The following is a 21,089-nucleotide window of genomic DNA, read 5'->3' as shown; positions in this document are numbered from 1 at the left end:
CGGCTCAACGGCCCGGACGTGGACGATGTTCCCGATTGTGACGCGTCAGACCTTCTCGGCCTCGTCGCCGGGGGTGGTCGGCGATTGACTGGTCGTCGGCGCTGCGTCACTCTGGCCTGCGCGCACACCTTCCTCGACCTTCTTGCCGAGGTCGGGGTCGACGTTCGTCCAGTACTCGAAGACGCGTTGCAGCACGGGCTCGGTCACTCCGTTGAGTGCGTGGCCGACGATGTTGCCCGCCAGACGCTCTCGCTGATCGTCGTCCATGATCTCGCGGACGAGGATGCCGGCCTGTGCGAAGTCACTGTCCTCGGGATGCTCGATGTATCCGGTGCGGACGAAACGTGGCTCGAAGTCCCACGATCCGTCGTCTCCGTACTTCGCGGTGTCCGCGTGCGGGCCGCCGTACGAGTTGGGTGCGTACACCGGAGTGTCGGCGGAGTTGAACGAGTACCGCATCGACCCTTCCTTGGAGTAGGAGTTGACCTGGGCCTTGGGTGCGTTGACCGGCAGCTGCGCGTAGTTGGTGCCGATGCGGTAACGGTGCGCGTCGGCGTAGGAGAAGATGCGTCCGAGCAGCATCTTGTCCGGGCTGGCGGCGATTCCCGGTACCAGGTTCGACGGTTCGAACGAGCTCTGCTCGATCTGCGCGAAGAAGTTCTCCGGGTTGCGGTTCAGGGTCAGCTTGCCGACCTTGATCTTCGGGTAGTCCTTCTGCGACCACACCTTCGTGAGGTCGAAGGGGTTGTACTTGTAGCCCTCGGCCTCGTCGTACGGCATGACCTGGATGTAGAAGTCCCAGCTCGGGAAGTCGCCTTCGGAGATCGCACCGAACAGGTCCTGACGATGGTGATCGGGGGAGGTTCCCGCGAGCTCGTCGGCCTTCTCCTGGGTCAGGAAGTCGATGCCCTGGTTGGTCTTGAAGTGGAACTTCACCCAGGAACGCTCGCCGGCGTCGTTGATGAACTGGTACGTGTGTGAGCCGAAGCCGTCCATGTGGCGGTAGCTCTTGGGGATACCCCGGTCACCCATGAGCCAGGTGACCTGGTGGGCGGACTCGGGTGAGAGCGTCCAGAAGTCCCATTGCATGTTGTGGTCGCGCAGCCCGGAGTCCGGCATGCGCTTCTGGCTGCGGATGAAGTCCTGGAACTTGATGGGATCCTTGACGAAGAACACCGGGGTGTTGTTTCCGACGAGGTCCCAGTTGCCTTCGGTGGTGTAGAACTTCAGCGCGAATCCGCGCGGGTCCCGCCAGGTGTCCGGGCTTCCCTGCTCACCGGCGACGGTGGAGAATCGGGCGAGCGCTTCGGTCTTGACGCCCTTCTGCAGGGCGGCGGCCTTGGTGTACTTCGAGATGTCCTCGGTGATTTCGAGGACTCCGAACGCACCCGCACCCTTGGCGTGCACGACGCGCTCCGGGACACGCTCACGGTTGAACTGAGCCATCTTCTCGATGAGGTAGTGGTCCTGAAGAAGGATCGGGCCTTGTGTTCCTGCCGTCAACGACTGGTCGTCGCTGGGTACGGGGATTCCGGAGTTGCTGGTGGTGGCCGGTTCTGTCATTCGGGCTGCCTCCTGAGAGATTCACTGAGGACAGTCGGAGGGGCTGGCTCCGACTGCCATGGCTGTACTCGGAACGTCTATCACGCTCGTATAACCGGTCTGCGTGTTTTCGAACCTGTTCGGGCCATTTTTTTGAATCAGTCAAAAGACGCGAGTGGAGCCAGCGGGACCGACCGGATGACACCGGCCGTCAGTTTTCGATGTCACCCACCAGCCGCGATGCACCTGTCGACATGGTCCCGGACACGATCTGAAGGCCGAAGTGGGAACCGGGACGCAGCCAGTCCCCCAGCGACGGTCCTGTCGCGTCGACCTGCACGCGGCACAGTCTCGCCTTGCCCTTGAGCGAGGCGCCGGCCAGGGAGACTTCCTCGTCGACGGGTTGCGCGAAGCCGAGACCGCCCCGAATCGGGAACCGCGGCCCGACGCCTCGTGCGGCGACGTCGACAGCCCATCCGTCGCCGCTGGCCGTCGATGTCCCCAGCACGTCACCGCCGAAGTGTGCGAGCACCTTGGGGAGGTTCCAATGTGTGCGTCCTCCGTGCACGGATGTCTCGGAGTCGACGGCGATGAACGGCACGGCCATGCGAGGCATCGCGCCGATGAGCTTCCCCGGCCGCCGCAGGACCGGGCTGGCGAGGATCTCTCGGTACGGGCCGACCGGTGAATCCAGATAGTCGACGACCATGGCCATGGTCACCGGCAGATCTTTCTGCGGAAGCAGTGCGCGTCCTTCGTCGGTCGCGCGATGCCACCAGATCGTGGCGCGTACCGACGCAGGCCACGGCGGTGGCGGGCTCTGCGGCCACTCGGTTCTGGGTGACTCGGATTCACTGACGCTCCACATGGGACGTCACGCTCCTTTCACGGTCAGGGGCAGCCGCAGGGCACCGGGGGCCGAGGCGGGCACTACCGGCGAGCGTGGCTGTGTCGGCTTGATCTCGCGGTAGGGCTGACCCTGAGACGGGCGCTGATCGGTCTCGCCCTTGTTCGGCCACAACGCGAGGGCGCGCTCGGCTTGGGCGGTGATCGTCAGGGACGGATTGACGCCCAGATTGGCGCTCACTGCTGAGCCGTCGACGACGTGAAGGCCGTCGTATCCGTAGACCCGGTGGTAGGCGTCGACGACGCCGCGCTCGGGGTTCTCCCCGATCGCGCACCCTCCGAGGAAGTGCGCCGTCATCGGGATGTTGACGATTTCTGCGATGGAGCCACCCGGGTCACCCCCGATCTTGTCCGCGAGCATGCGTATTGCCTCGTGCCCCTGCGGGATCCACTGCGGAGGTGGGTCGCCCTGGCCGGGACGACTGGTCAGACGCCTGCCGAACAGCCCTTTCTTCGAACCCAGTTCCAGTGAATTGTCGTCGGTCTGCATGACGAGTGCGATGACGGTGCGTTCGGACCAGCGACGGACGGACAGGCTGCGCAGCGCAGCACCGGGGTGACGCAGCGCGACGCCGAGAGTCTTCAGCACCCGAGGCGTGCGACCCCCTCCGTCGCTCAGCACTGTCTGCAGGAGACCGATTGCGTTGCTGCCTTTGCCGTATCGAACGGGTTCGATGTGCGTGTGATCGTCCGGATGGAACGACGACGTGATGGCGACGCCCTGGGTGTAGTCGATCTCGCGACCCCGCGCGGTTGCGGCGAGGACAGCCTCGGAGTTCGTTCGGACGAGGCCGCCGATCCGGTCGGACAGCTTGGGCAGCTGCCCGGTCTCCTTCATCGCCAGCAGCAGCTTCTGGGTGCCGTAGGTACCCGCCGCGAAGACCACCTGGTCGGCAGTCATGACGGTGTCGGCCCGGCGCAGTTTTGCGCCCGTGCGACGCGTCACCACCTCGTAGCCTCCCCTTGCGCGCGGCCGGACGGAGGTGACCGTCGTCAGCGGGAAGATCTGTGCGCCGGCGTGTTCCGCGAGATGGAGGTAGTTCTTGACGAGTGTGTTCTTCGCCCCGACGCGGCATCCCGTCATGCAGGATCCACATTCGGTGCAGCCGGTCCGTGCCGGCCCGACGCCGCCGAAGAACGGGTCCGGATCGGTCCTTCCCGGCTGACCGAAGAACACACCGACGGGTGTGCTGGTGAACGTCTCCCCGACCCCCATATCCTCGGCCACTTCCTTCATGACCTTGTCCGACGGGGTGATCGTGGGGTTGGTCTCGACGCCCAGCATGCGTTTGGCCTGGTCGTAGTACGGGCCGAGTTCACGGTGCCAGTCGGTGATACCTGCCCACTGCGGATCCTCGAAGAACCGTTTCGGGGGCTGGTACAGAGTGTTGGCGTAGTTCAGCGATCCACCGCCGACGCCTGCCCCCGCCATGACGAGAACGTCGGGGAGCAGATGAATGCGCTGTACTCCGTAGCATCCGAGGGCGGGCGCCCACAGGTACTTTCTGAGTCGCCAACTGGTCTTCGGCAGCTGATCGTCGGCGAAGCGCCGGCCGGATTCGAGCACGCCGACGCTGTACCCCTTCTCGACGGCGCGGAGCGCGCTGACGCTACCGCCGAACCCTGATCCGATGACAAGAACGTCGAAATGGGTCATCTCGCAGATCCTTTCGTTTCGTATTTGTCCAAGTCGAACGTCCGGGTCGAGTTACGGAACGTGAACGTGTAGGTCGGCCACATCACCGGATTCTTTCCCTCGGAGTCCAGGTACCAACTCGAGCAACCGCCGGAGTTCCACACCGTTCCGGCCAGCGAGTCGTGGATCCACGTGTTGTATTCCTTCTGGGCGGTTTCCGTGACGTCGACGGAGCCGATGCCCCGCTCACGCATCTGCGCCAACGCGGACACCACGTACTCGGCCTGGGATTCCAACATGTAGACGATGGAACTGTGGCCGAGGTTGGTGTTGGGCCCGTACATCAGGAACAGGTTCGGGAATCCGCTGACGGTGGTGCCTCGGAATGCGTTGGGGCTGCCACCCCACTTCTGAGCGAGCGTCTCCCCGTTGTCGCCGACGAGCAGGTGGGAGACGGGTGGCTCCGTCGGGGTGAATCCGGTGGCGAAGATGATCGTGTCCACCGGGTAGGACGTGCCGTCGGCCGCGCTGACCGAGTTCTCCCCGATCGAAGCGAGCCGGCTTGCCACCAGGTCGACATCGCTTCGGTCGAGGGTCTTCAACCAGTCGTTGGACAGCAGGATCCGCTTGCATCCGATGACGAAGTTCGGTGTGAGAGCCGCCCGCTTCGCCGGGTTCTTCACCTGCCGACGCAGGTGCGTCCTCGCTACGATCGACACCAGCGGTAGCACCTTGGGAAAGCGCGCCAGACCGAGGACGTACGCCTCCCGGTAGCTGTAGATGGCCGCCCGAACCACTTTCTGCGACAGGGGGAAACGCCGATACATCGCCTTCTCGACGCGGCCGAGAGTGCGGTCCAACCGAGGAATGACCCAGGCGGGAGTTCGTTGGAACACCGTGAGCCGCTCGGTACGGTCGGCGATCTCGGGCACGAACTGCACGGCGGATGCGCCCGTGCCGATGACGGCGACGCGTTTACCCGTCAGGTCGTGATCGTGGTTCCACGTCGCGGAGTGGAACATCTCGCCGGTGAACGTCTCGATACCGGGCACCTCGGGAAGTTTCGGAGTCGACAGAGCACCCGTCGCCGCGACGAGCACACGCGTCGACACCGGGCCGGACGACGTCTGCACGTTCCACCGAGAGGATGCGGAATCCCAGGTGGCGCCGAGCAATTCGCATTCGGTGACGATGCGCTCGCGCAGACCCGTCCGTTCCACGACTCCCCTGAGGTATGCGTAGATCTCCGGCTGACGGGCGAACGTGTGCGTCCACTCGGGGCTCTGCGCGAACGAGAACGAGTAGAGCGACGTCGGCACGTCACACGCACACCCGGGGTACGTGTTGTCGCGCCACGTTCCGCCGACGTCGGCAGCACGTTCGATGACGAGCACGTCCGCCGACGGGTCTGCGTCGAGAACCTTGGTGGCCGCGGCTATTCCAGCAAATCCTGCGCCGACGACCAGTACATCGACCGAACTGGGGATCACCATTCCATCACCTTCTGCTCCCATGCGGGCAACAACCGCGACCGGAGTGCGGCGTCGGCGTCGGGGCTACGGAACAAGGCCGACACGGCCAGTCCGCGAGCCAGTTCTATGCTGAGTTCGATGCTCTCGGTGGACATCCGGCTACCCATGACGATGGACGCACCTCCCATCAGCGCCTCGGACACCTTGCGTTCGAGCGGAAGCATCGCCTCGTGCAGGGCGGCGTCGGTCCTGGCGGCGACCCACAGTTCGAGCGCCGCGTAGAAGAGTGGGCCGGAGAATGCTTCGCTCAACACCTCGACACCGCGCTCGGGATCGGGCTTCGCGGCCAGGATTTCTGCGAGTCGCTTGTCCACCAGATGGCCGACGGCCGCGGTGACCAACGCTTCCTTCGTCGGAAAATGATGCAGTTGCGCTCCTCGGGACACGCCGGCACGTCGAGCGATCTCCTGCGTGCTGGTCCGCGCGAAGCCGAGTTCGACGAGGCACTCGATCGCCGCGTCGAGCAGTTTGGCCTGCGTGCCCGCCGTGCGTTCCGCTTGTGTGCGGCGTTCGGTCAGTTCGGTGCTCTGGGTCACACTGCTGACCGTATCCGAAAATCAACAAACAGTCCAGACTGCTTTTTAGTTCGACAGCCGGATCGGCCGTCGACGATCACACGGCGGGCCTCACACCAGGCGGTAGCGGAGCATCATTTCGTGGTCTTCGTGGTCGAGCATGTGGCAGTGCCACATGTACCCTTGCAGCTCGGCCGAGCCGTGGTGGCCACCGGACCCGGCGGTAAACGTTGCGTCCGGGTCGAATCCGAGTTCGTCGGCGCGGGGGAACCGGACGAGGATCCGCGTGACCGTCCCCGGGTACGTGTTCACTGTGTCCTTGGCACCCGCTTCCCACGGCGCAGGCGCAGCAAGCGGCCCGGTGACGTACCGTTCGACGTCGGGGGCCCATTTGACCCCGATGTCGGGGCGTGGATTGTCACGCTGGTACGCAGCGAGGTCGATCGGAGCACGACCGAGGGTCCGGAAATGCACCAGATGCAGGTGAATCGGATGCGGTTCGAGCGTGGTGTTGACGATGTTCCACTGCTCGACGGCTCCCTGCGCGGGCATCTCGATGTCCGGGTCGCTGTACCGCAGATTGTTGAGCGTCATCATCGGCGGTGCCAACGCCAGGCCTGCCGACGGCTGATTCACGGTCACGGTGCGTTGCACCTGCACCTGAGGCAGCGCGGGCAGAAGCGGAGGTTGCCCCTTCCCACCTCGGTACATGGTCATGACGTCGCCGGTGAACCCGCGGCCCGACGCCACCCTGAACTGGCAGAACAACGGCATCGGTATCGCTCCCAGCGACGCGGCTTGCGCCGGTGGCGGCTCGTCGTTGCGCAGTTCGATCAACTCGCCGGGTTCTGCGGCCCCGAAGTCGACCAGGACGTCGATTCTCTCCGCGGGCGCGAGGCGAACACTGTCGGTTCGAACGGGTGCGTCGAGCAGTCCGCCGTCGTTCCCGATGACCCAGAATTGCAGCCGCTGCGCGCTCTGTTGGCCCGACATGAACAGATTCCACACCGAGTACGAACCTGCGTTGACGATACGGAACCGGTAGAGGCCGCGCGCGACTTCCATCGTCGGCCATATCTTTCCGTTGACGACGCCGACGTCGCCGGTTCCGCCGCCCTCCCACTTGCCCTGCGGCACAGTAATGTTGGACCGAATGCTCATCGATCCGTCGGGATTCATGATCTTCTCCTGCAGTACCAGCGGGATCTCGAACTCGCCGGACGGGAGTCCGAGCGAATTGTCCGCTGCCCCCGAATCATGCTGATCACGAACGATATTGACGCCGACGAGCCCCGCGTAGACGTTGATGCGCGTCATGGACATCGCGTGATCGTGGTACCACAACCCGGCCGCGTCGTTCAGGCCGGAAAAACTGTGGGTCAGCGACTCGCCGGGACGGACCAGCATCTCGGAGTGCCCGTCGGAATCGGGCTGCGTGATCGCCCCGTGCAGATGCAGCGAGGTCGGCGTCATGTGCCGGTCGTGTTCGCTCATGCCGTGCAGGGAGGTGTCGACATCGGCGGCCAACGGGTTACCGTCCGTGTCGTTGCTGTAGCGCAACGTCCAGGGCTGGCCTTGGACGCTCTCGATCGTCGGCCCGAGGTAGTCGAGATCGCCGTAACCGAACGTCGGACCGGGCGCGAGATCCGCGTGGAAGGAATGCGATCCGCTTCGCGCCCTCAGCTCGACGGCAGTGCCGGAGACGACGGGCAGACGGGGTAGCTCGTCGCGGAACGGCTGCAGGGGCGGCGAATGGAACAGCAGTGGACTGTGGCCGCCGAAGATGTCGTCCGCAGTCGCGCGGCGCACGGCCGACGACGCCGGCAGCGCCGCGGCGACGACACCGAAGGCGGCCAGGCGAAACGCGGATCGCCGTGACATCTCGTTCACACGACACCCCCTGTTGTGAGTGGAAATTCGGTGCATTCTGGTCGCTCCGTCGGCTCCGCTCCTGCCCCGGAGCCTACATTTCCACTCACGCGCGCCGAAGGCGCCTAAACGAGCAGTTCTGCGATCTGGATCGTGTTCAGAGCAGCGCCCTTGCGCAGGTTGTCGCCGGACACGAAGAGCGCGAGTCCGCGGCCCTCGGGAACGCCCGGGTCCTGACGGATCCGACCGACCAGCGATGCATCCTTGCCCGCAGCCTGCAGCGGGGTCGGAACGTCGACGAGCTCGACGCCCGGTGCCGACGCCAACAGTTCCCGTGCGCGCTCCACCGACAACGGCGACGCGAACTCGGCGTTGATCGACAGCGAGTGGCCGGTGAAGACGGGAACACGGACGCACGTGCCGCTGACCAGCAGGTCCGGCAGCCCGAGGATCTTGCGCGACTCGTTACGGAGCTTCTGATCCTCGTCCGTCTCGCCGGAACCGTCGTCGACCAGCGATCCCGCGAGCGGCAACACGTTGAAGGCGATGGGCGCGACGTACTTGTTCGGCGCCGGGAAGTCGACCGCCGAACCGTCGTGCACCAGCTTTTCCGCGTCGTCGATGACGGCACGCGCCTGGGTGGCGAGTTCTTCTACTCCGGCCAGGCCACTGCCGGAGACCGCCTGGTAGCTGGAGACGATGAGGCGCTGCAAGCCCGCCTCGTCGTGCAGCACCTTCAGGACCGGCATCGCGGCCATCGTGGTGCAGTTGGGGTTGGCGATGATGCCCTTGGGCGGGTTCTTCGCCGCGTCGGGGTTGACCTCGCTGACCACGAGGGGAACCTCGGGGTCCTTGCGGAACGCCGAGGAGTTGTCGATGACGACGGCACCGGCCGCGGCGAAGCGCGGGGCCTGCTCGCGAGAGAGGGTCGCACCGGCGGAGAACAGCGCGATGTCGATCCCGGCGAGGTCGGCGGTGGATGCGTCCTCGACGATGATCTCCTCGCCGCGGAACGGCAGCTTCTTGCCCGCCGACCGCGCCGACGCGAAGAACCGAACCGTGTCTGCAGGAAAGTTGCGCTCTTCCAGCAGGGTTCGCATGACGGCGCCGACCTGGCCGGTGGCTCCTACGACTGCAACTACGGTCATCGTCCTGTACCTCCGTGTACGACGGCTTCTTCTTCGCCGCCGAGATCGAATGCCTCGTGCAGTACACGCACGGCCTCGTCGAGCTGATTGTCGTTGACCAACACGGAAATACGAATCTCCGACGTGCTGATCAGGTCGATGTTGACACCTGCGTCCGCGAGGGACTCGCAGAACGTGGCCGTGACGCCCGGGTGGCTCTTCATGCCTGCGCCGACGAGGGAGACCTTGCCGATGTGGTCGTCGTAGAGGACCTGCGCGAACCCGATCTCGGACTGCAGCTTGGTGAGCTTCTCCACGGCCGTCGGGCCGTCGGACTTGGGGCAGGTGAACGTGATGTCGGTCTTGCCGGTGTCGACCTTGGACACTCCCTGCAGCACCATGTCGATGTTGATCTCCGCATCCGCGACGGCGCGGAAGATCTTCGCCGCGTACCCCGGGGAGTCGGGGATGCCGACCACGGTGACCTTGGCTTCGCTGCGATCGTGTGCGACGCCGGTGAGAATGGCTTCTTCCACTGGAATGTCCTCCATAGATCCGGAGACGATGGTTCCGGGTTTCGTGGTGTACGACGACCGAACGTGTACGGGAACGTTGTAGCGACGTGCGTACTCGACGCAGCGCAGCATGAGCACCTTGGCTCCGCAGGCCGCCATCTCGAGCATTTCCTCGAACGAGACCGTGTCGAGGTGGCGTGCATTCGGAACGATGCGGGGGTCGGCGGTGAAGATGCCGTCGACGTCGGTGTAGATCTCGCAGACGTCGGCGTTCAATGCCGCCGCGAGGGCGACGGCCGTGGTGTCCGAGCCACCGCGTCCGAGCGTCGTGACGTCCTTGCTGTCCTGGCTGACGCCCTGGAAACCGGCGACGAGAACGATCGAACCCTCGTCGAGGGCGTCGCGCACGCGGCCGGGGGTGACGTCGATGATCTTGGCGTTGCCGTGCACGCTCGTCGTGACGACGCCTGCCTGCGAGCCAGTGAAGGAGCGTGCCTCGGCACCGAGGGAATGAATGGCCATCGCGACGAGGGCGTTGGAGATGCGCTCACCCGACGTCAGCAGCATGTCCATTTCACGCGCGGGTGGCGCTGGGCAGACCTGCTCGGCCAGGTCGAGGAGCTCGTCGGTGGTATCACCCATCGCGGACACGACGACGACCACGTCGTTGCCCGCCTTCTTGGTCTCGACGATTCGTTCAGCAACGCGTCGGATACGTTCGGCGGTAGCCACCGACGATCCACCGTACTTCTGGACGATGAGAGCCACGCGTGTGTACCTCCGCTGCTTGGGTGCGTCTCGATTGGTGCAACTTGCCGGAGCTACCTTACCGAGGTCCGGCCTCTCCTTGCGCTGGTGGTACGGCAACAGCGCCCCTGACCTGCGTCTTCCGTCGGCCGACGGGCACCGGGAGCGTCTCCCCCGGCCGCTCACGTCCCAGCCCGGCCCCGAATCCAGGATATTCGTCCGACGCCGGTGCCCGGGTCACCCCGATACGAGGAGGGTGAAACGTGGAGTCCATCCGGATAAACGGGCGGTTTCGGCGGGTGGGTGCCGATCGGCCGACTCTCCTCGGACGGCCTTCCGCCTGAGCCCCTCCAAAGCGAACCGAACGGTGTCCGAATCGAGCGTTACTTCCCGAAATCGCAAGAACCGGAATACTATTGGCCGGTCCATCGCATCACATGCGCCTTTTTCGTCGGGAGAGGGTCGTGTATGACCACGTTGCCCCTGTCTTCACTCTCGACGCCGTCTCGGCAGCCCTCGGTGACGCCGCCCGAGCTGCGCAGCAGAATTCCGCTTCGTCCTCGAACCACGATCAGCCGGCCGCGCCTGCTCACGATGCTCGACGACGCCGATCCCTCGGTGGTGACCTTGGTGACCGCACCGGCGGGGTCGGGTAAGACGACCCTGTTGGTCGACTGGATCGGCGCCGACGAACGTGCGCGTGCCGGGTCGGTGGCCTGGCTGACCGTCGAGGAGTCCGACAACGATGTCGCGCATCTGCGATCGTCGGTCGTCTCGGCGTTCGAGCATGCGGGCTCGCACGAGCTGAGCGAGGCGATGGCACGGGTGCCGTCACCTGCAGGCCCGCCGGGCAGCTTCGGTGCGCTGCTCGTGGAGGCACTCGACACGGTGGACGGTCCGGTGACGTTGATCCTGGACGACGCGCATCTACTCCACGACGACGACGCACTGTCGTTGCTCGGCAATTTCCTGCGGTGGCCGCCGCGCACTGTCCGCACGGTTCTCGCCGGACGGTTCGAACCACCTCTGGCGCTGCAGAAGTTACGTCTGGACGGTCGAGTGCACGACATCTCCCCGGCCGCCATCGCGTTCACCGCGGACGAAGCTGCCGCGATGTTGGCGCGCACCGGAACCGTTCTCGCAGAGGACGATCTGTCCAAGTTGATGGTTCGGACCGAGGGATGGGCGGCCGGTCTGCGGCTTGCGGGAATGACGTTGACGGGCGCGCGACCGCCGTCCGAGGTCATCGACGCATTCACCGGGACGCAGCACACCGTCGCGGATTACCTCGTCGGGGAAGTCCTTTCCAACCTTCCGCCTCACGTCCGGACGTTCCTGATCGAGACGTCCGTTCCCGACTGGTTCACGGCCGACCTCGCGGAGAAGCTCACCGGTGACCGTCGGTGCCAGGACATCATCGACGGCCTTCTCGCCCAGAACTTCCTCGTCGATCGCATTCCCGGGCCCGAGACCGGCTACCGGTACCACCCGCTCATGCGCGGTTATCTCCGCGCGGAGATCGCACGTCTGGGGGCGGAGCAGATCAGGAACCTCGAACGCGTCACGTCCTCGTGGTTCACCGACACTCGCCACCCATTGTTCGCACTCCAGCACAGCGTGCACGCCGCCGACTGCACACGAATCGTCGACATACTGTCCGAGTCCGGCCTGGGCATGGTGTTGCGCGGAGACGGCCCCCAGGTACTCGACGCCGTCGAGCAGAGCCCGGCAGATGTTCGACGCGATGTTCGGACAGGACTGGTCAGCGCGGCCGCTCTCCTGGCAACCGGCCGGATCGCACCCGCGGTGAGCATCCTGTCCGCGCTTCGACGATCGGGCGACGGCCTCGGCGACCCTCGCGCCGAGGTACTGCGCAGGGCCCTCGATCTGCACGCATCGCTCTACACAGGGACCGTGGCGACGCCGCTGGACCGGGCCCTGCGCGTCGGAATCGGACAATCAGGGTCTCCGGATCTCGACGCCTACGCGTCGATGGTCGCGGGCCTCGCGGAACTGCATCTCGGACGACGCGCCGCCGCGGACGTCCATCTGTCCGACGCCGTCGCGCACGCACAGGCTGGACATCTGCACCTCACCGCACTCACATGCCTGGCGACGATCGCCGGAAGTCACTTCCTCGCGTCACAATTGACCGACGCACACACCGCCGCGCACGACGCACTCCACTACTCGCGGACGCACGGACTCACCGGATCGCCCGTGCATGCCGTCGCGCAGTCGGTCGAGTTGCTCGTCGGCATCGTGCGGCTGACGCCGGCAGACGCTGCACCCGACGACGTCTGGCGCGCGATCTGCACCTCACCGGACCTGGCCATCGCGAGCTACGGACGCCGGGCACGGTGGGCCCTCGGCGCATCCGACGAGCCGGGCCGTTCCGCGCCGAGCGAGCGTGATCGAGCCGACCTGGAACGGCCGGCGCTACCCGGATTCGAGGCCTTGCTGGCCCCGATGATTCAACGTCGATACCTCGCGCAGGGAGAACTTCATCGCGCCGCGGAGTTCGTCGACCTGACCGCGCGGAGGCTCGGTCCGGTCGGTGAAGTCCACCTCCTGGCGGCCGAACTGCACCGCCGAGCCGGGCGTCTCGACGCCGCCGACGCCGAACTGACCCGCGTCATCGACGGCACCAAGCGCTGCCTGAACCCGGTGAATTCGATCCGCGCCTTGCTCGCAGCCGCCGCTGTCGCCGTCGAACGCAAGAACCCCACCCGCGCCTTCGACTCCACCGTCGCTGCCCTGACCGCCGCACAACCGGAGTCGATTCTGCTTCCGTTCGCGGAAGCGGGCACCACCGTGCGCGACGTCCTGACCCACAACCACGGCAGGTTCGGGCTGCTCGAGCCCTTCGCGGACCTCGCCCGCGCCTCGGTTCCACACTCGGGAGCCGGAGTCGACCGGTCACCGAATGCCGCACTGACCCGTCGCGAGCTGGAACTGCTGCGCGAACTCCCGTCATGGCGGACGGCCGAGCAGATCGCCGCGGACCACTTCGTCTCCGTCAACACCATCAAGACACACCTGCGCGGCATCTACCGCAAGCTCGAAGTCCGCTCTCGCCGCGACGCCATCGCCGCCGCCCACGAACTCGGGCTGCTCTGACGGACGCTCCCCTTGCGATTCATTCATCTGCTACGGGTGATGCAGTGGACGACCCGGGCGCGGACGCTGGTGGAGAAGCATCGATTCTCTTCGTGGAGCGAGGGCACATGGCTCAACCCGCTGGCGGCATATCGCACGGAGTTCGGTACGAGTTCGTCGTCGAAGGCGACCTGTCCGAACGTGCGAAGGCCGCGTTCCCCGATCTGTCGATCGCACGTGTCCCCGCTACGTTCACTCGAATGTTCGGGCCGATCGACGACGACACCGCCCTGCGCGGCATGTTGGCTCGGTTCGACGCCCTCGGTCTGACCGTCGTCGAATTGCGTCGTTTACCCGACTGACACGAGATCGGCGAACCCGGCCGTGAGAGGTGGAGGTGCAGTAGTACACTCGCATCCATGCAGCGCGCGCTTCTCCTCGATCGCCGCGACGGGGTCTGATCCAGACTGGCTTCCCGTCGCGGGGTTTCATCGCGCCGGTCGATATCCAAGTACAGCCAGTAACCTCGGAGATCACACCAATGTCACCTGCCGACGCATTCACATCCGGATCGCGCACCATCACCCCTCCGTCACGGCCCGCGCCCAGCGATCAGCCCGTGTGGAACACCCAGAAGAACTCGTCGATGCCGACGTACCGGTACCGCCCGTTCGCCGACGAGGTCGAGCCCATCACGCTCCCCGACCGCACGTGGCCGGACAAGGTCATCGACCGAACACCGCAGTGGTGCGCCGTCGACCTGCGTGACGGCAATCAGGCCCTCATCGACCCGATGAGCCCCGCACGCAAGCGTCGGATGTTCGATCTGCTGGTTCGTATGGGCTACAAGCAGATCGAGGTCGGGTTCCCCTCCGCGAGCCAGACCGACTTCGACTTCGTCCGCGAGATCATCGAAGACGGCGCGATCCCCGACGACGTGACCATCCAGGTCCTGACTCAGTGCAGGCCGGAACTGATCGAACGCACGTACCTCGCCTGCGAGGGCGCGAAGAACGTGATCGTCCACTTCTACAACTCGACGTCCATTCTTCAGCGGCGCGTCGTTTTCCGCGCCGACCGTGACGTCATCAAGAAGATCGCCACCGACGGCGCACGTAAATGCCTCGAGGTCGCCGCGAACTACCCCGACACCGACTGGCGGTACGAGTACTCGCCCGAGTCCTACACCGGCACCGAGCTGGCGTACGCCAAAGAGGTGTGCGACGCCGTCGTCGACATCATCGATCCGACGCCCGAGAAGCCGATCATCCTGAACCTGCCCGCAACGGTGGAGATGGCGACGCCCAACGTCTACGCCGACTCGATCGAGTGGATGAGCCGCAACCTGAACCGGCGCGACAGCATCATCCTGTCGCTGCATCCGCACAACGACCGCGGAACCGGCGTCGCTGCCGCCGAACTGGGCTACCAGGCCGGCGCCGACCGCATCGAGGGATGCCTGTTCGGCAACGGTGAGCGCACCGGCAACGTCTGCCTGGTCACGTTGGGGCTCAACATGTTCACCCGCGGCGTCGACCCACAGATCGACTTCTCCAACATCGACGAGGTACGCCGCACCGTCGAGTACTGCAACCAGCTGCCCGTGCACGAGCGCCACCCGTACGGCGGCGACCTGGTGTACACCGCGTTCTCCGGAAGCCACCAGGACGCCATCAACAAGGGCCTCGACGCGATGAAAGCCACTGCGGACGAGCAGGGTTCGGACATCGGCGAGATCACCTGGCAGGTTCCGTACCTGCCCGTCGACCCGAAGGACGTCGGCCGCACCTACGAGGCCGTCATCCGAGTCAACTCGCAGTCCGGCAAGGGCGGCGTCGCCTACATCATGAAGTCCGATCACGGTCTGGCACTGCCACGTCGACTGCAGATCGAGTTCTCTCAGGCCGTGCAGCGCATCACCGACGGTGAAGGCGGCGAAGTCTCGCCCAAGGAGATATGGGACGTCTTCGCGCAGGAATACCTGTCGCCGATCCGCCCGCTCGAACGCATCAAGCAGCGCGTCATCGCCGCCGAAACAGACGGCGGCACCGACAACATCGTCGCGACGGTCAAGCTCGACGGCGTCGAACAGGACATCACCGGCTCCGGCAACGGCCCGCTCGCAGCCTTCGTCGACGCACTGTCGACCGTCGGCTACGACGTCAGCGTCCTCGATTACTCCGAGCACGCCATGTCCGCCGGCGACGACGCCCAGGCCGCCGCCTACGTCGAAGCCTCCGTCACCGGACCCAACGGCACCGCCGTCACCGTCTGGGGCGCGGGCATCGCGACCTCCATCACCACAGCATCCCTGCGCGCCGTCGTCTCGGCCGTCAACCGGGCGCTGAAGTAGGACTCCAGATCACCCACGAGGGCCCCTGTTCCGCCGTTCGGGCGGGGCAGGGGCTCTCGTGGTTTCCCACCGCCCCCGGCTCCGATGACTCCATCTGTACCTGCCGATGCAGGTGAGCTGGAGCGGAACGGGACCAATTCACCCGCTGAGGATGATGATCTTGTTCGGTGCTGCCTGAGACCATTTGGGGACCTTCTGCCGAATGGAGCACCGAATCGTGGATTCCTTCTGGGATTTTCTGTGGTTGATCGTCGTCAGCTTTGCCTTCGTCGCCTACCTGATGGTGCTGTTCTCGATCATCGGCGACCTGTTCCGCGACCACAAGAGCTCCGGATGGGCCAAGGCTGCGTGGGTGCTGTTCCTCATCATCGCGCCGTTCCTGACCGCTCTCGTCTACATCATCGTCAAGGGCGGCGACATGACCAAGCGTCAGGTGCGGGCCCTCCAGCACGCCAAGGACGAGCAGGAGCAGTACATCAAGCAGGTCGCGGGGCGCACCTCTGCCGAGGAAATCGCGCACGCGAAGGAACTCCTGGATGCCGGCACCATCACCGAGGAGGAATTCGCGCAGCTCAAAGCCAAAGCCCTCACGTGAGTTTTACCTGCTTTCGGGTCGCTCCGCAGGCTCCGCTCCTGCCGCCCCCTGCTATACATTTCTGCTCACAGCGGCGGCTTCCTTCTCGAATGCATCCACTGTCGCGGCGATGGCCGGCAGCGTCGTCGCATTCGGCCTCGTCGCGAGTTCGTAGATCCTGCCCGCACGCACACCTGCCAGCGGTCGGGTGATCACACCCGGGTGCCCGACGGCGTAGCGCGGCATCAGTGCGACTCCGTGGCCTCGGGCAACGAGTTCCTCGGTGACCCGGAAGTCGTTGATGCGCTGGATCACTCGTGGCCGAACGCCCGTGGCGGCGGCGACCGACAGCAACACGTCGTCCACCGGGAACCCGTCGCGGACGCTGATCCACTCCTCGTCCACGAGCCGGCGCACGTCGACGGACTCCTCGGAGGCCAATCGGTGCGTCAGGGGTAGAAGTAGATCGATGGGCTCTCGCATCAGCGTTCGCACTTCGAGGCGGGGCGCGGCCGTGGCGGGTGCACTGTCGTCGCGATGGGTCAGCACGACGTCGTAGTCGGCCAGCAGCGCAGGCACCGACGATGCAGGAACGTCCTCGTCGCGTGCGTCGACCTGTGTTCCGCTGTCGTGCAAACGATTCAGCACACCCGGCAACAGCAGCCCAGCGCCCGAGGGAAACAACGCCACGCGCACGCGTCCCCGCGGCGATGCACCGTACGACGCCATCTCCGCGCTCGCCCGGTCCAGTGCGCCGAGCACCTCGTCGGCCCGCAGAACCAGTGCGGCACCCGCATCCGTGAGTCGGAGGCGTCGACCGTCGGGCTCGAGGAGCGGCACACCGGCCTCGCGAGCAAGGATCTTCAGTTGCTGCGACACCGCGGACGGGGTCATCGACAGGGCGTCGGCCACTGCCCCGGCCGTCCCTCGATCGGCGAACTCCCGGAGTATCCGCAACCGCTCCACGTTCATGTAGAGAATCTTAACTGTCAGTGCTGAATAATTCGATTGTGCTGATGCATCGAACTCCGCGACGATGGACCCGTGCCCACTCGTGACCGCCTCCTCGGAGTGACCGTGGCCGTGCTCTGGGGCTTGAACTTTCTCGCCATCCGCGTCGGCCTCGACCACTTCCCACCGTTCTTCTTCGCTGGACTCCGGTTCCTGGTCATCGCCGTACCGGTGATCCTGTTCGTCCGCCGCCCGGACGTCCCCGTGAAGTGGCTCCTGCTCTACGGATTCGGGTTCGGCTTCCTTCAGTTCGCGTTCCTGTTCGCCGCGATGAACGCCGGAATGCCGACAGGCCTCGCCTCCCTGGTGCTGCAGTCCTCCGCGCCGTTCACGATCATCCTCGGTGCTCTGCTGTTGCGCGAGAAGGTCAGCAGGCGTCAGATTCTGGGCATCACCGTCGCCGTCGCCGGAATGTGCCTCATCGGGTACGACCGCGCCCAAGCGGCATCCCTGATACCCGTCGTACTCACTCTTCTCGCCGGGCTCGGATGGGCGTTCGGCAACCTCGGCAACCGCCTCGCCCGCGGGGAAGAACCGATGCGCTCGATGCTGTGGATGTGCGTCGTTCCACCGATCCCGATGCTCGCCCTCTCCACCGTGGTCGAAGGACCGACCACCGGATGGCACGCTCTCGCCACCGCGTTCAGCTGGGACGGTTGGCCTGCGCTCGCCGGACTCGCCTACATCGTGCTGCTGGGGACGATCGCCGGATCTGGATTGTGGACGGTCCTGATCAGCCGCCACCCCGCAGGCGTCGTCGCACCGTTCTCACTGATGGTCCCCGTCGTCGGCATCGCGGGCGCCTGGATCTTCCTCGACGAGACCCCCAGCGTCCTATCGATGGTGGGAGCAGCCGTCGTCATCGCCGGGTGCCTCGGCGGAATGTCGACCAGGCGAAGGACACGGACCGCCGCGACCACCGTGGAACCTTTACGCGTGTGAGACGTGGTGGGCCTCACAACCGCGCCGAGGGGGCCGCGCCACCGTCGACGCCGACGAGAATCCACCGGCAGGTTTGTGCCAGACTCGGCGCATGGTTCGAGCAGACGAGCGCAGAGCGGCTATCGGAGCGCGCGGCCGGCTGGCACTCCGGGCAGCCGAGGCTGCAACGTGGGCGTCACGCAAGGCAGGACGCGGCAAAGGGTCGATGATCGGCGGGCTCGTCGCCCTCAAGATCGACCCGGACATTCTGACCGGACTCGGGTCCGGGCGTCGCACCGTCGTCGTCACGGGAACGAACGGAAAATCGACGACGACGCGAATGACCGCCGCCGCGCTGGGGACGCTCGGCGACGTGGCGACTCAGGCCGACGGCGCCAACATGGACGCAGGAATCGTCGCTGCACTGCACGCACATTTCGATGCCCCGCTTGCAGCCCTCGAGGTGGACGAACTGCACGTCCCGCACGTCTGCGACGCCGTATCCCCCGCCGCGGTGGTACTTCTCAATCTCAGCCGCGACCAACTCGATCGCGTCGGCGAGATCAACATGATCGAACGTAAACTCCGTGCGGGTCTCGCACGACACCCGGAAACCGTCGTGATCGCCAACTGCGACGACGTGTTGGTCACCTCGGCTGCGTTCGACGCCCCGAACGTCGTGTGGGTCGCTGCCGGAGGCGGCTGGGCGGGCGACTCGGTGTCGTGCCCCCGCACCGGAGAACCGATCATCCGAGACGGCGAACACTGGTACTCGACCGGAAGCGACTTCGCCCGACCCACACCGGATTGGTGGCTCGACGAGAACAACCTGTACGGCCCCGACGGCCTCGTCGTACCGATGTCGTTGTCCCTCCCCGGAAAAGCCAACCGCGGCAACGCAGCTCAGGCCGTAGCTGCAGCAGTGACGCTGGGCGCGGATCCCCAGGACGCAGTGGCCGCCGCGTCGGGAGTCGACGAAGTGGCCGGTCGCTACTCCACGGTCCAGTACGGATCTCATTCCGTCCGAATGCTTCTCGCGAAGAACCCAGCAGGCTGGCAGGAGGCACTGTCGATGATCGACCCGACCGTCGACGGACTCGTCATCGCCGTCAACGGGCAGGTTCCGGACGGCGAGGACCTGTCCTGGCTGTGGGACGTGCGGTTCGAACACTTCGAGAACGTCGCCGTCGTCGCATCGGGCGAGCGCGCAACCGATCTCGGCGTGCGCCTGCTGTACGCCGGGTCGAAGCACACCACCGTCGCAGATCCGCTGAAGGCCATCGCATCCTGCCCACCAGGGCGAGTCGAGGTACTGGCCAACTACACCGCGTTCCGCGACCTCGGGCGCGCACTCGCACGGGAGCACGGCAATGTCTGAATCCACCGTCCGCATAGGCCTGGTACTCCCCGATGTCATGGGGACGTACGGCGACAACGGAAACGCTTTGATCCTGCGGCAACGGCTCAGGATGCGGGACATCGACGCCGAGATCGTCCAGGTCACCCTGGGCGATCCCGTTCCCGAGTCGCTGGACGTCTACACCCTGGGCGGCGCCGAGGATTCCGCTCAGCGCCTCGCGACGCGGCATTTGACGCAGTACCCCGGCCTGCAGAACGCCGCGGCGCGCGGGGTCCCGGTGCTCGCGATCTGCGCCGCCATCCAGGTACTCGGTCACTGGTACGAGACCTCGTCCGGCCAAAAGGTCGACGGCATATCCCTGTTCGACGTCACGACGGCACCCCAGGAAACACGATCCATCGGTGAAGTCATCACCGAACCCGTCGTCACCGGTCTCACCGAGAAGCTCTCCGGATTCGAAAACCACCGCGGTGGAACAACTCTGGGACCCGATGCAAGTCCACTGGCGACGGTCACCCACGGCGTCGGCAACGGCGTCGGCGACGGCCGCGAAGGCGTCGTACAGGGGTCGGTGATCGGGACCTACATGCACGGTCCGGTCCTCGCCCGAAACCCCCAACTGGCCGATTACCTGCTCGAGCGGGCGACCGGGACCATCCTGGCCCCCCTCGATCTGGCGGAGGTCACACAGTTGCGTCGGGAGCGGCTCCGCCGCACGTGAGCAGAACGGAGCCTGCGGAGTGACGCGCAGGCTCCGCTCCATTCACGTGTCGCGGAGCGACCTCCTACCGGTCAGCGCCCTGCCCAGAGTCAATTCGTCGGCGAATTCCAGATCCCCACCCATGGGGAGACCCGAGGCCAGCCGGCTGATGGCCAGACCGGGGAAATCGCGCATCATGCGCGCCAGGTAGGTCGCCGTCGCCTCCCCTTCGGTGTTGGGGTCGGTGGCGATGATCACCTCGGAGACGTCCACACCGTCGTCCTGATTTCCGATGCGCACCAGAAGTTCTCGGATCCTGAGCTGGTCCGGACCGATGCCGTTGAGTGGATCGAGCGCACCGCCGAGGACATGGTATCGGCCCTTGAATTCGCGCGTACGCTCCACGGCCTGAACGTCTTTCGGCTCTTCGACGACGCAGATAATCGACCGATCCCGCCGCGGGTCGGCACAGATACGACACAGTTCCTTGTCCGAGACGGTGCCGCACACGGTGCAGAACTGAACCCCGTCACGTACACGCGCCAACGCTTTGATCAGCCGGTCCACCTCGGGCGGTTCGACGCCGAGGAGGTGAAATGCTATGCGCTGAGCGCTCTTCGGCCCGACGCCGGGCATTTTGCCGAGCTCGTCGATCAGATCCTGTACAGGACCTTCGTACACC

General features: G+C 65.6%; 17 protein-coding genes. 7 read left to right on the top strand and 10 right to left on the bottom strand.

Translation table 11 applies throughout. The annotated features are described in order from the left end of the window. Window positions 1–45: 45 nt before the first annotated feature. The 8 genes from CH292_RS16660 to CH292_RS16625 all read right to left on the bottom strand — a co-directional run bounded on the left by CH292_RS16660 (window position 46) and on the right by CH292_RS16625 (window position 10,410). Window positions 46–1,563, bottom strand: coding sequence for a catalase (locus CH292_RS16660; protein WP_094655272.1), 1,518 nt, complete (start codon window positions 1,561–1,563; stop codon window positions 46–48). A gap of 190 nt (window positions 1,564–1,753) precedes the next feature. After that, a complete protein-coding gene (locus CH292_RS16655) occupies window positions 1,754–2,410 on the bottom strand; it encodes a hypothetical protein (protein ID WP_094627871.1) in 657 nt (218 codons plus the stop codon). A 6-nt stretch (window positions 2,411–2,416) separates the two neighbouring features. Then, window positions 2,417–4,105 carry a GMC oxidoreductase gene (locus CH292_RS16650; RefSeq protein ID WP_020110990.1) on the bottom strand — a complete coding sequence of 563 codons (1,689 nt, stop codon included), beginning with the start codon at window positions 4,103–4,105 and terminating at the stop codon, window positions 2,417–2,419. After that, complete coding sequence (locus tag CH292_RS16645; RefSeq protein ID WP_037164357.1) at window positions 4,102–5,577, bottom strand: NAD(P)/FAD-dependent oxidoreductase; 1,476 nt, start codon at window positions 5,575–5,577, stop codon at window positions 4,102–4,104. The genes CH292_RS16650 and CH292_RS16645 overlap by 4 nt, the downstream gene beginning before the upstream one ends. Further along, entirely contained in the window at window positions 5,571–6,152 is a 582-nt protein-coding gene (locus tag CH292_RS16640; protein ID WP_019662926.1) for a TetR/AcrR family transcriptional regulator, read from the bottom strand. Before CH292_RS16640 ends, CH292_RS16645 begins: the two co-directional genes overlap by 7 nt. Before the next feature lie 90 nt (window positions 6,153–6,242). Then, on the bottom strand, window positions 6,243–8,012 hold the full coding sequence (locus CH292_RS16635; RefSeq protein ID WP_256978228.1) for a multicopper oxidase family protein: 1,770 nt from the start codon (window positions 8,010–8,012) through the stop codon (window positions 6,243–6,245). A gap of 113 nt (window positions 8,013–8,125) precedes the next feature. After that, window positions 8,126–9,148 (bottom strand): aspartate-semialdehyde dehydrogenase, encoded by a 1,023-nt coding sequence (locus CH292_RS16630; RefSeq protein WP_019662924.1) that lies wholly within the window; start codon window positions 9,146–9,148, stop codon window positions 8,126–8,128. Next, window positions 9,145–10,410, bottom strand: coding sequence for an aspartate kinase (locus CH292_RS16625; RefSeq protein ID WP_094655270.1), 1,266 nt, complete (start codon window positions 10,408–10,410; stop codon window positions 9,145–9,147). The genes CH292_RS16630 and CH292_RS16625 overlap by 4 nt, the downstream gene beginning before the upstream one ends. Window positions 10,411–10,857: 447 nt before the next feature. On the opposite strand from CH292_RS16625, the gene CH292_RS16620 reads away from it, so the two are divergent. The 4 genes from CH292_RS16620 to CH292_RS16605 all read left to right on the top strand — a co-directional run bounded on the left by CH292_RS16620 (window position 10,858) and on the right by CH292_RS16605 (window position 16,436). Beyond that, the gene (locus CH292_RS16620) at window positions 10,858–13,509 is read left to right on the top strand and encodes a LuxR C-terminal-related transcriptional regulator (RefSeq protein ID WP_256978170.1); all 2,652 of its coding nucleotides are present in this window, start codon (window positions 10,858–10,860) and stop codon (window positions 13,507–13,509) included. Between the two features lie 107 nt (window positions 13,510–13,616). Then, window positions 13,617–13,850 carry a hypothetical protein gene (locus CH292_RS16615; protein ID WP_019662921.1) on the top strand — a complete coding sequence of 78 codons (234 nt, stop codon included), beginning with the start codon at window positions 13,617–13,619 and terminating at the stop codon, window positions 13,848–13,850. Between the two features lie 179 nt (window positions 13,851–14,029). Continuing rightward, window positions 14,030–15,841, top strand: coding sequence for a 2-isopropylmalate synthase (gene leuA / locus CH292_RS16610; RefSeq protein WP_094627874.1), 1,812 nt, complete (start codon window positions 14,030–14,032; stop codon window positions 15,839–15,841). 202 nt (window positions 15,842–16,043) lie between these two features. Continuing rightward, a complete protein-coding gene (locus CH292_RS16605; protein WP_094655268.1) occupies window positions 16,044–16,436 on the top strand; it encodes an SHOCT domain-containing protein in 393 nt (130 codons plus the stop codon). A 51-nt stretch (window positions 16,437–16,487) separates the two neighbouring features. Here CH292_RS16605 and CH292_RS16600 read toward each other — a convergent pair whose 3' ends face one another. Then, a complete protein-coding gene (locus CH292_RS16600) occupies window positions 16,488–17,387 on the bottom strand; it encodes a LysR family transcriptional regulator (RefSeq protein ID WP_019662918.1) in 900 nt (299 codons plus the stop codon). 72 nt (window positions 17,388–17,459) lie between these two features. Here CH292_RS16600 and CH292_RS16595 point away from each other — a divergent pair, with 72 nt between their 5' ends. The 3 genes from CH292_RS16595 (at window position 17,460) to CH292_RS16585 (ending at window position 20,428) form a co-directional block, all read left to right on the top strand. Beyond that, the gene (locus CH292_RS16595; protein ID WP_094655267.1) at window positions 17,460–18,368 is read left to right on the top strand and encodes an EamA family transporter; all 909 of its coding nucleotides are present in this window, start codon (window positions 17,460–17,462) and stop codon (window positions 18,366–18,368) included. 91 nt (window positions 18,369–18,459) lie between these two features. After that, window positions 18,460–19,725 (top strand): Mur ligase family protein, encoded by a 1,266-nt coding sequence (locus tag CH292_RS16590; RefSeq protein WP_019662916.1) that lies wholly within the window; start codon window positions 18,460–18,462, stop codon window positions 19,723–19,725. Further along, a complete protein-coding gene (locus CH292_RS16585) occupies window positions 19,718–20,428 on the top strand; it encodes a type 1 glutamine amidotransferase (protein WP_094655266.1) in 711 nt (236 codons plus the stop codon). The genes CH292_RS16590 and CH292_RS16585 overlap by 8 nt, the downstream gene beginning before the upstream one ends. Window positions 20,429–20,470: 42 nt before the next feature. Here the strand turns inward: CH292_RS16585 and recR are convergent, their stop codons facing one another. Next, the gene (recR, locus tag CH292_RS16580) at window positions 20,471–21,088 is read right to left on the bottom strand and encodes a recombination mediator RecR (protein ID WP_026347395.1); all 618 of its coding nucleotides are present in this window, start codon (window positions 21,086–21,088) and stop codon (window positions 20,471–20,473) included. Between the last annotated feature and the right edge of the window lies 1 nt (window position 21,089).

The organism is Rhodococcus sp. 14-2470-1a, from assembly GCF_002259425.1.
Lineage (GTDB): Bacteria > Actinomycetota > Actinomycetes > Mycobacteriales > Mycobacteriaceae > Rhodococcoides > Rhodococcoides fascians_E.
Note: the sequence above shows the minus strand (reverse complement) of the source record. Positions and strands in the feature narration are given on the sequence as shown.

Excerpts from the sequence above, each read along its gene's own strand:
- CH292_RS16615 (WP_019662921.1), top strand. The coding sequence starts at position 13,617 with ATGGCTCAACCCGCTGGCGGCATATCGCACGGAGTTCGGTACGAGTTC.
- CH292_RS16590 (WP_019662916.1), top strand. The coding sequence starts at position 18,460 with ATGGTTCGAGCAGACGAGCGCAGAGCGGCTATCGGAGCGCGCGGCCGG.
- CH292_RS16645 (WP_037164357.1), bottom strand. The coding sequence starts at position 5,577 with ATGGTGATCCCCAGTTCGGTCGATGTACTGGTCGTCGGCGCAGGATTT.
- CH292_RS16585 (WP_094655266.1), top strand. The coding sequence starts at position 19,718 with ATGTCTGAATCCACCGTCCGCATAGGCCTGGTACTCCCCGATGTCATG.
- CH292_RS16660 (WP_094655272.1), bottom strand. The coding sequence starts at position 1,563 with ATGACAGAACCGGCCACCACCAGCAACTCCGGAATCCCCGTACCCAGC.
- CH292_RS16635 (WP_256978228.1), bottom strand. The coding sequence starts at position 8,012 with ATGTCACGGCGATCCGCGTTTCGCCTGGCCGCCTTCGGTGTCGTCGCC.
- CH292_RS16605 (WP_094655268.1), top strand. The coding sequence starts at position 16,044 with ATGGAGCACCGAATCGTGGATTCCTTCTGGGATTTTCTGTGGTTGATC.
- CH292_RS16655 (WP_094627871.1), bottom strand. The coding sequence starts at position 2,410 with ATGTGGAGCGTCAGTGAATCCGAGTCACCCAGAACCGAGTGGCCGCAG.
- CH292_RS16620 (WP_256978170.1), top strand. The coding sequence starts at position 10,858 with ATGACCACGTTGCCCCTGTCTTCACTCTCGACGCCGTCTCGGCAGCCC.
- leuA (WP_094627874.1), top strand. The coding sequence starts at position 14,030 with ATGTCACCTGCCGACGCATTCACATCCGGATCGCGCACCATCACCCCT.
- CH292_RS16650 (WP_020110990.1), bottom strand. The coding sequence starts at position 4,105 with ATGACCCATTTCGACGTTCTTGTCATCGGATCAGGGTTCGGCGGTAGC.
- CH292_RS16600 (WP_019662918.1), bottom strand. The coding sequence starts at position 17,387 with ATGAACGTGGAGCGGTTGCGGATACTCCGGGAGTTCGCCGATCGAGGG.
- CH292_RS16630 (WP_019662924.1), bottom strand. The coding sequence starts at position 9,148 with ATGACCGTAGTTGCAGTCGTAGGAGCCACCGGCCAGGTCGGCGCCGTC.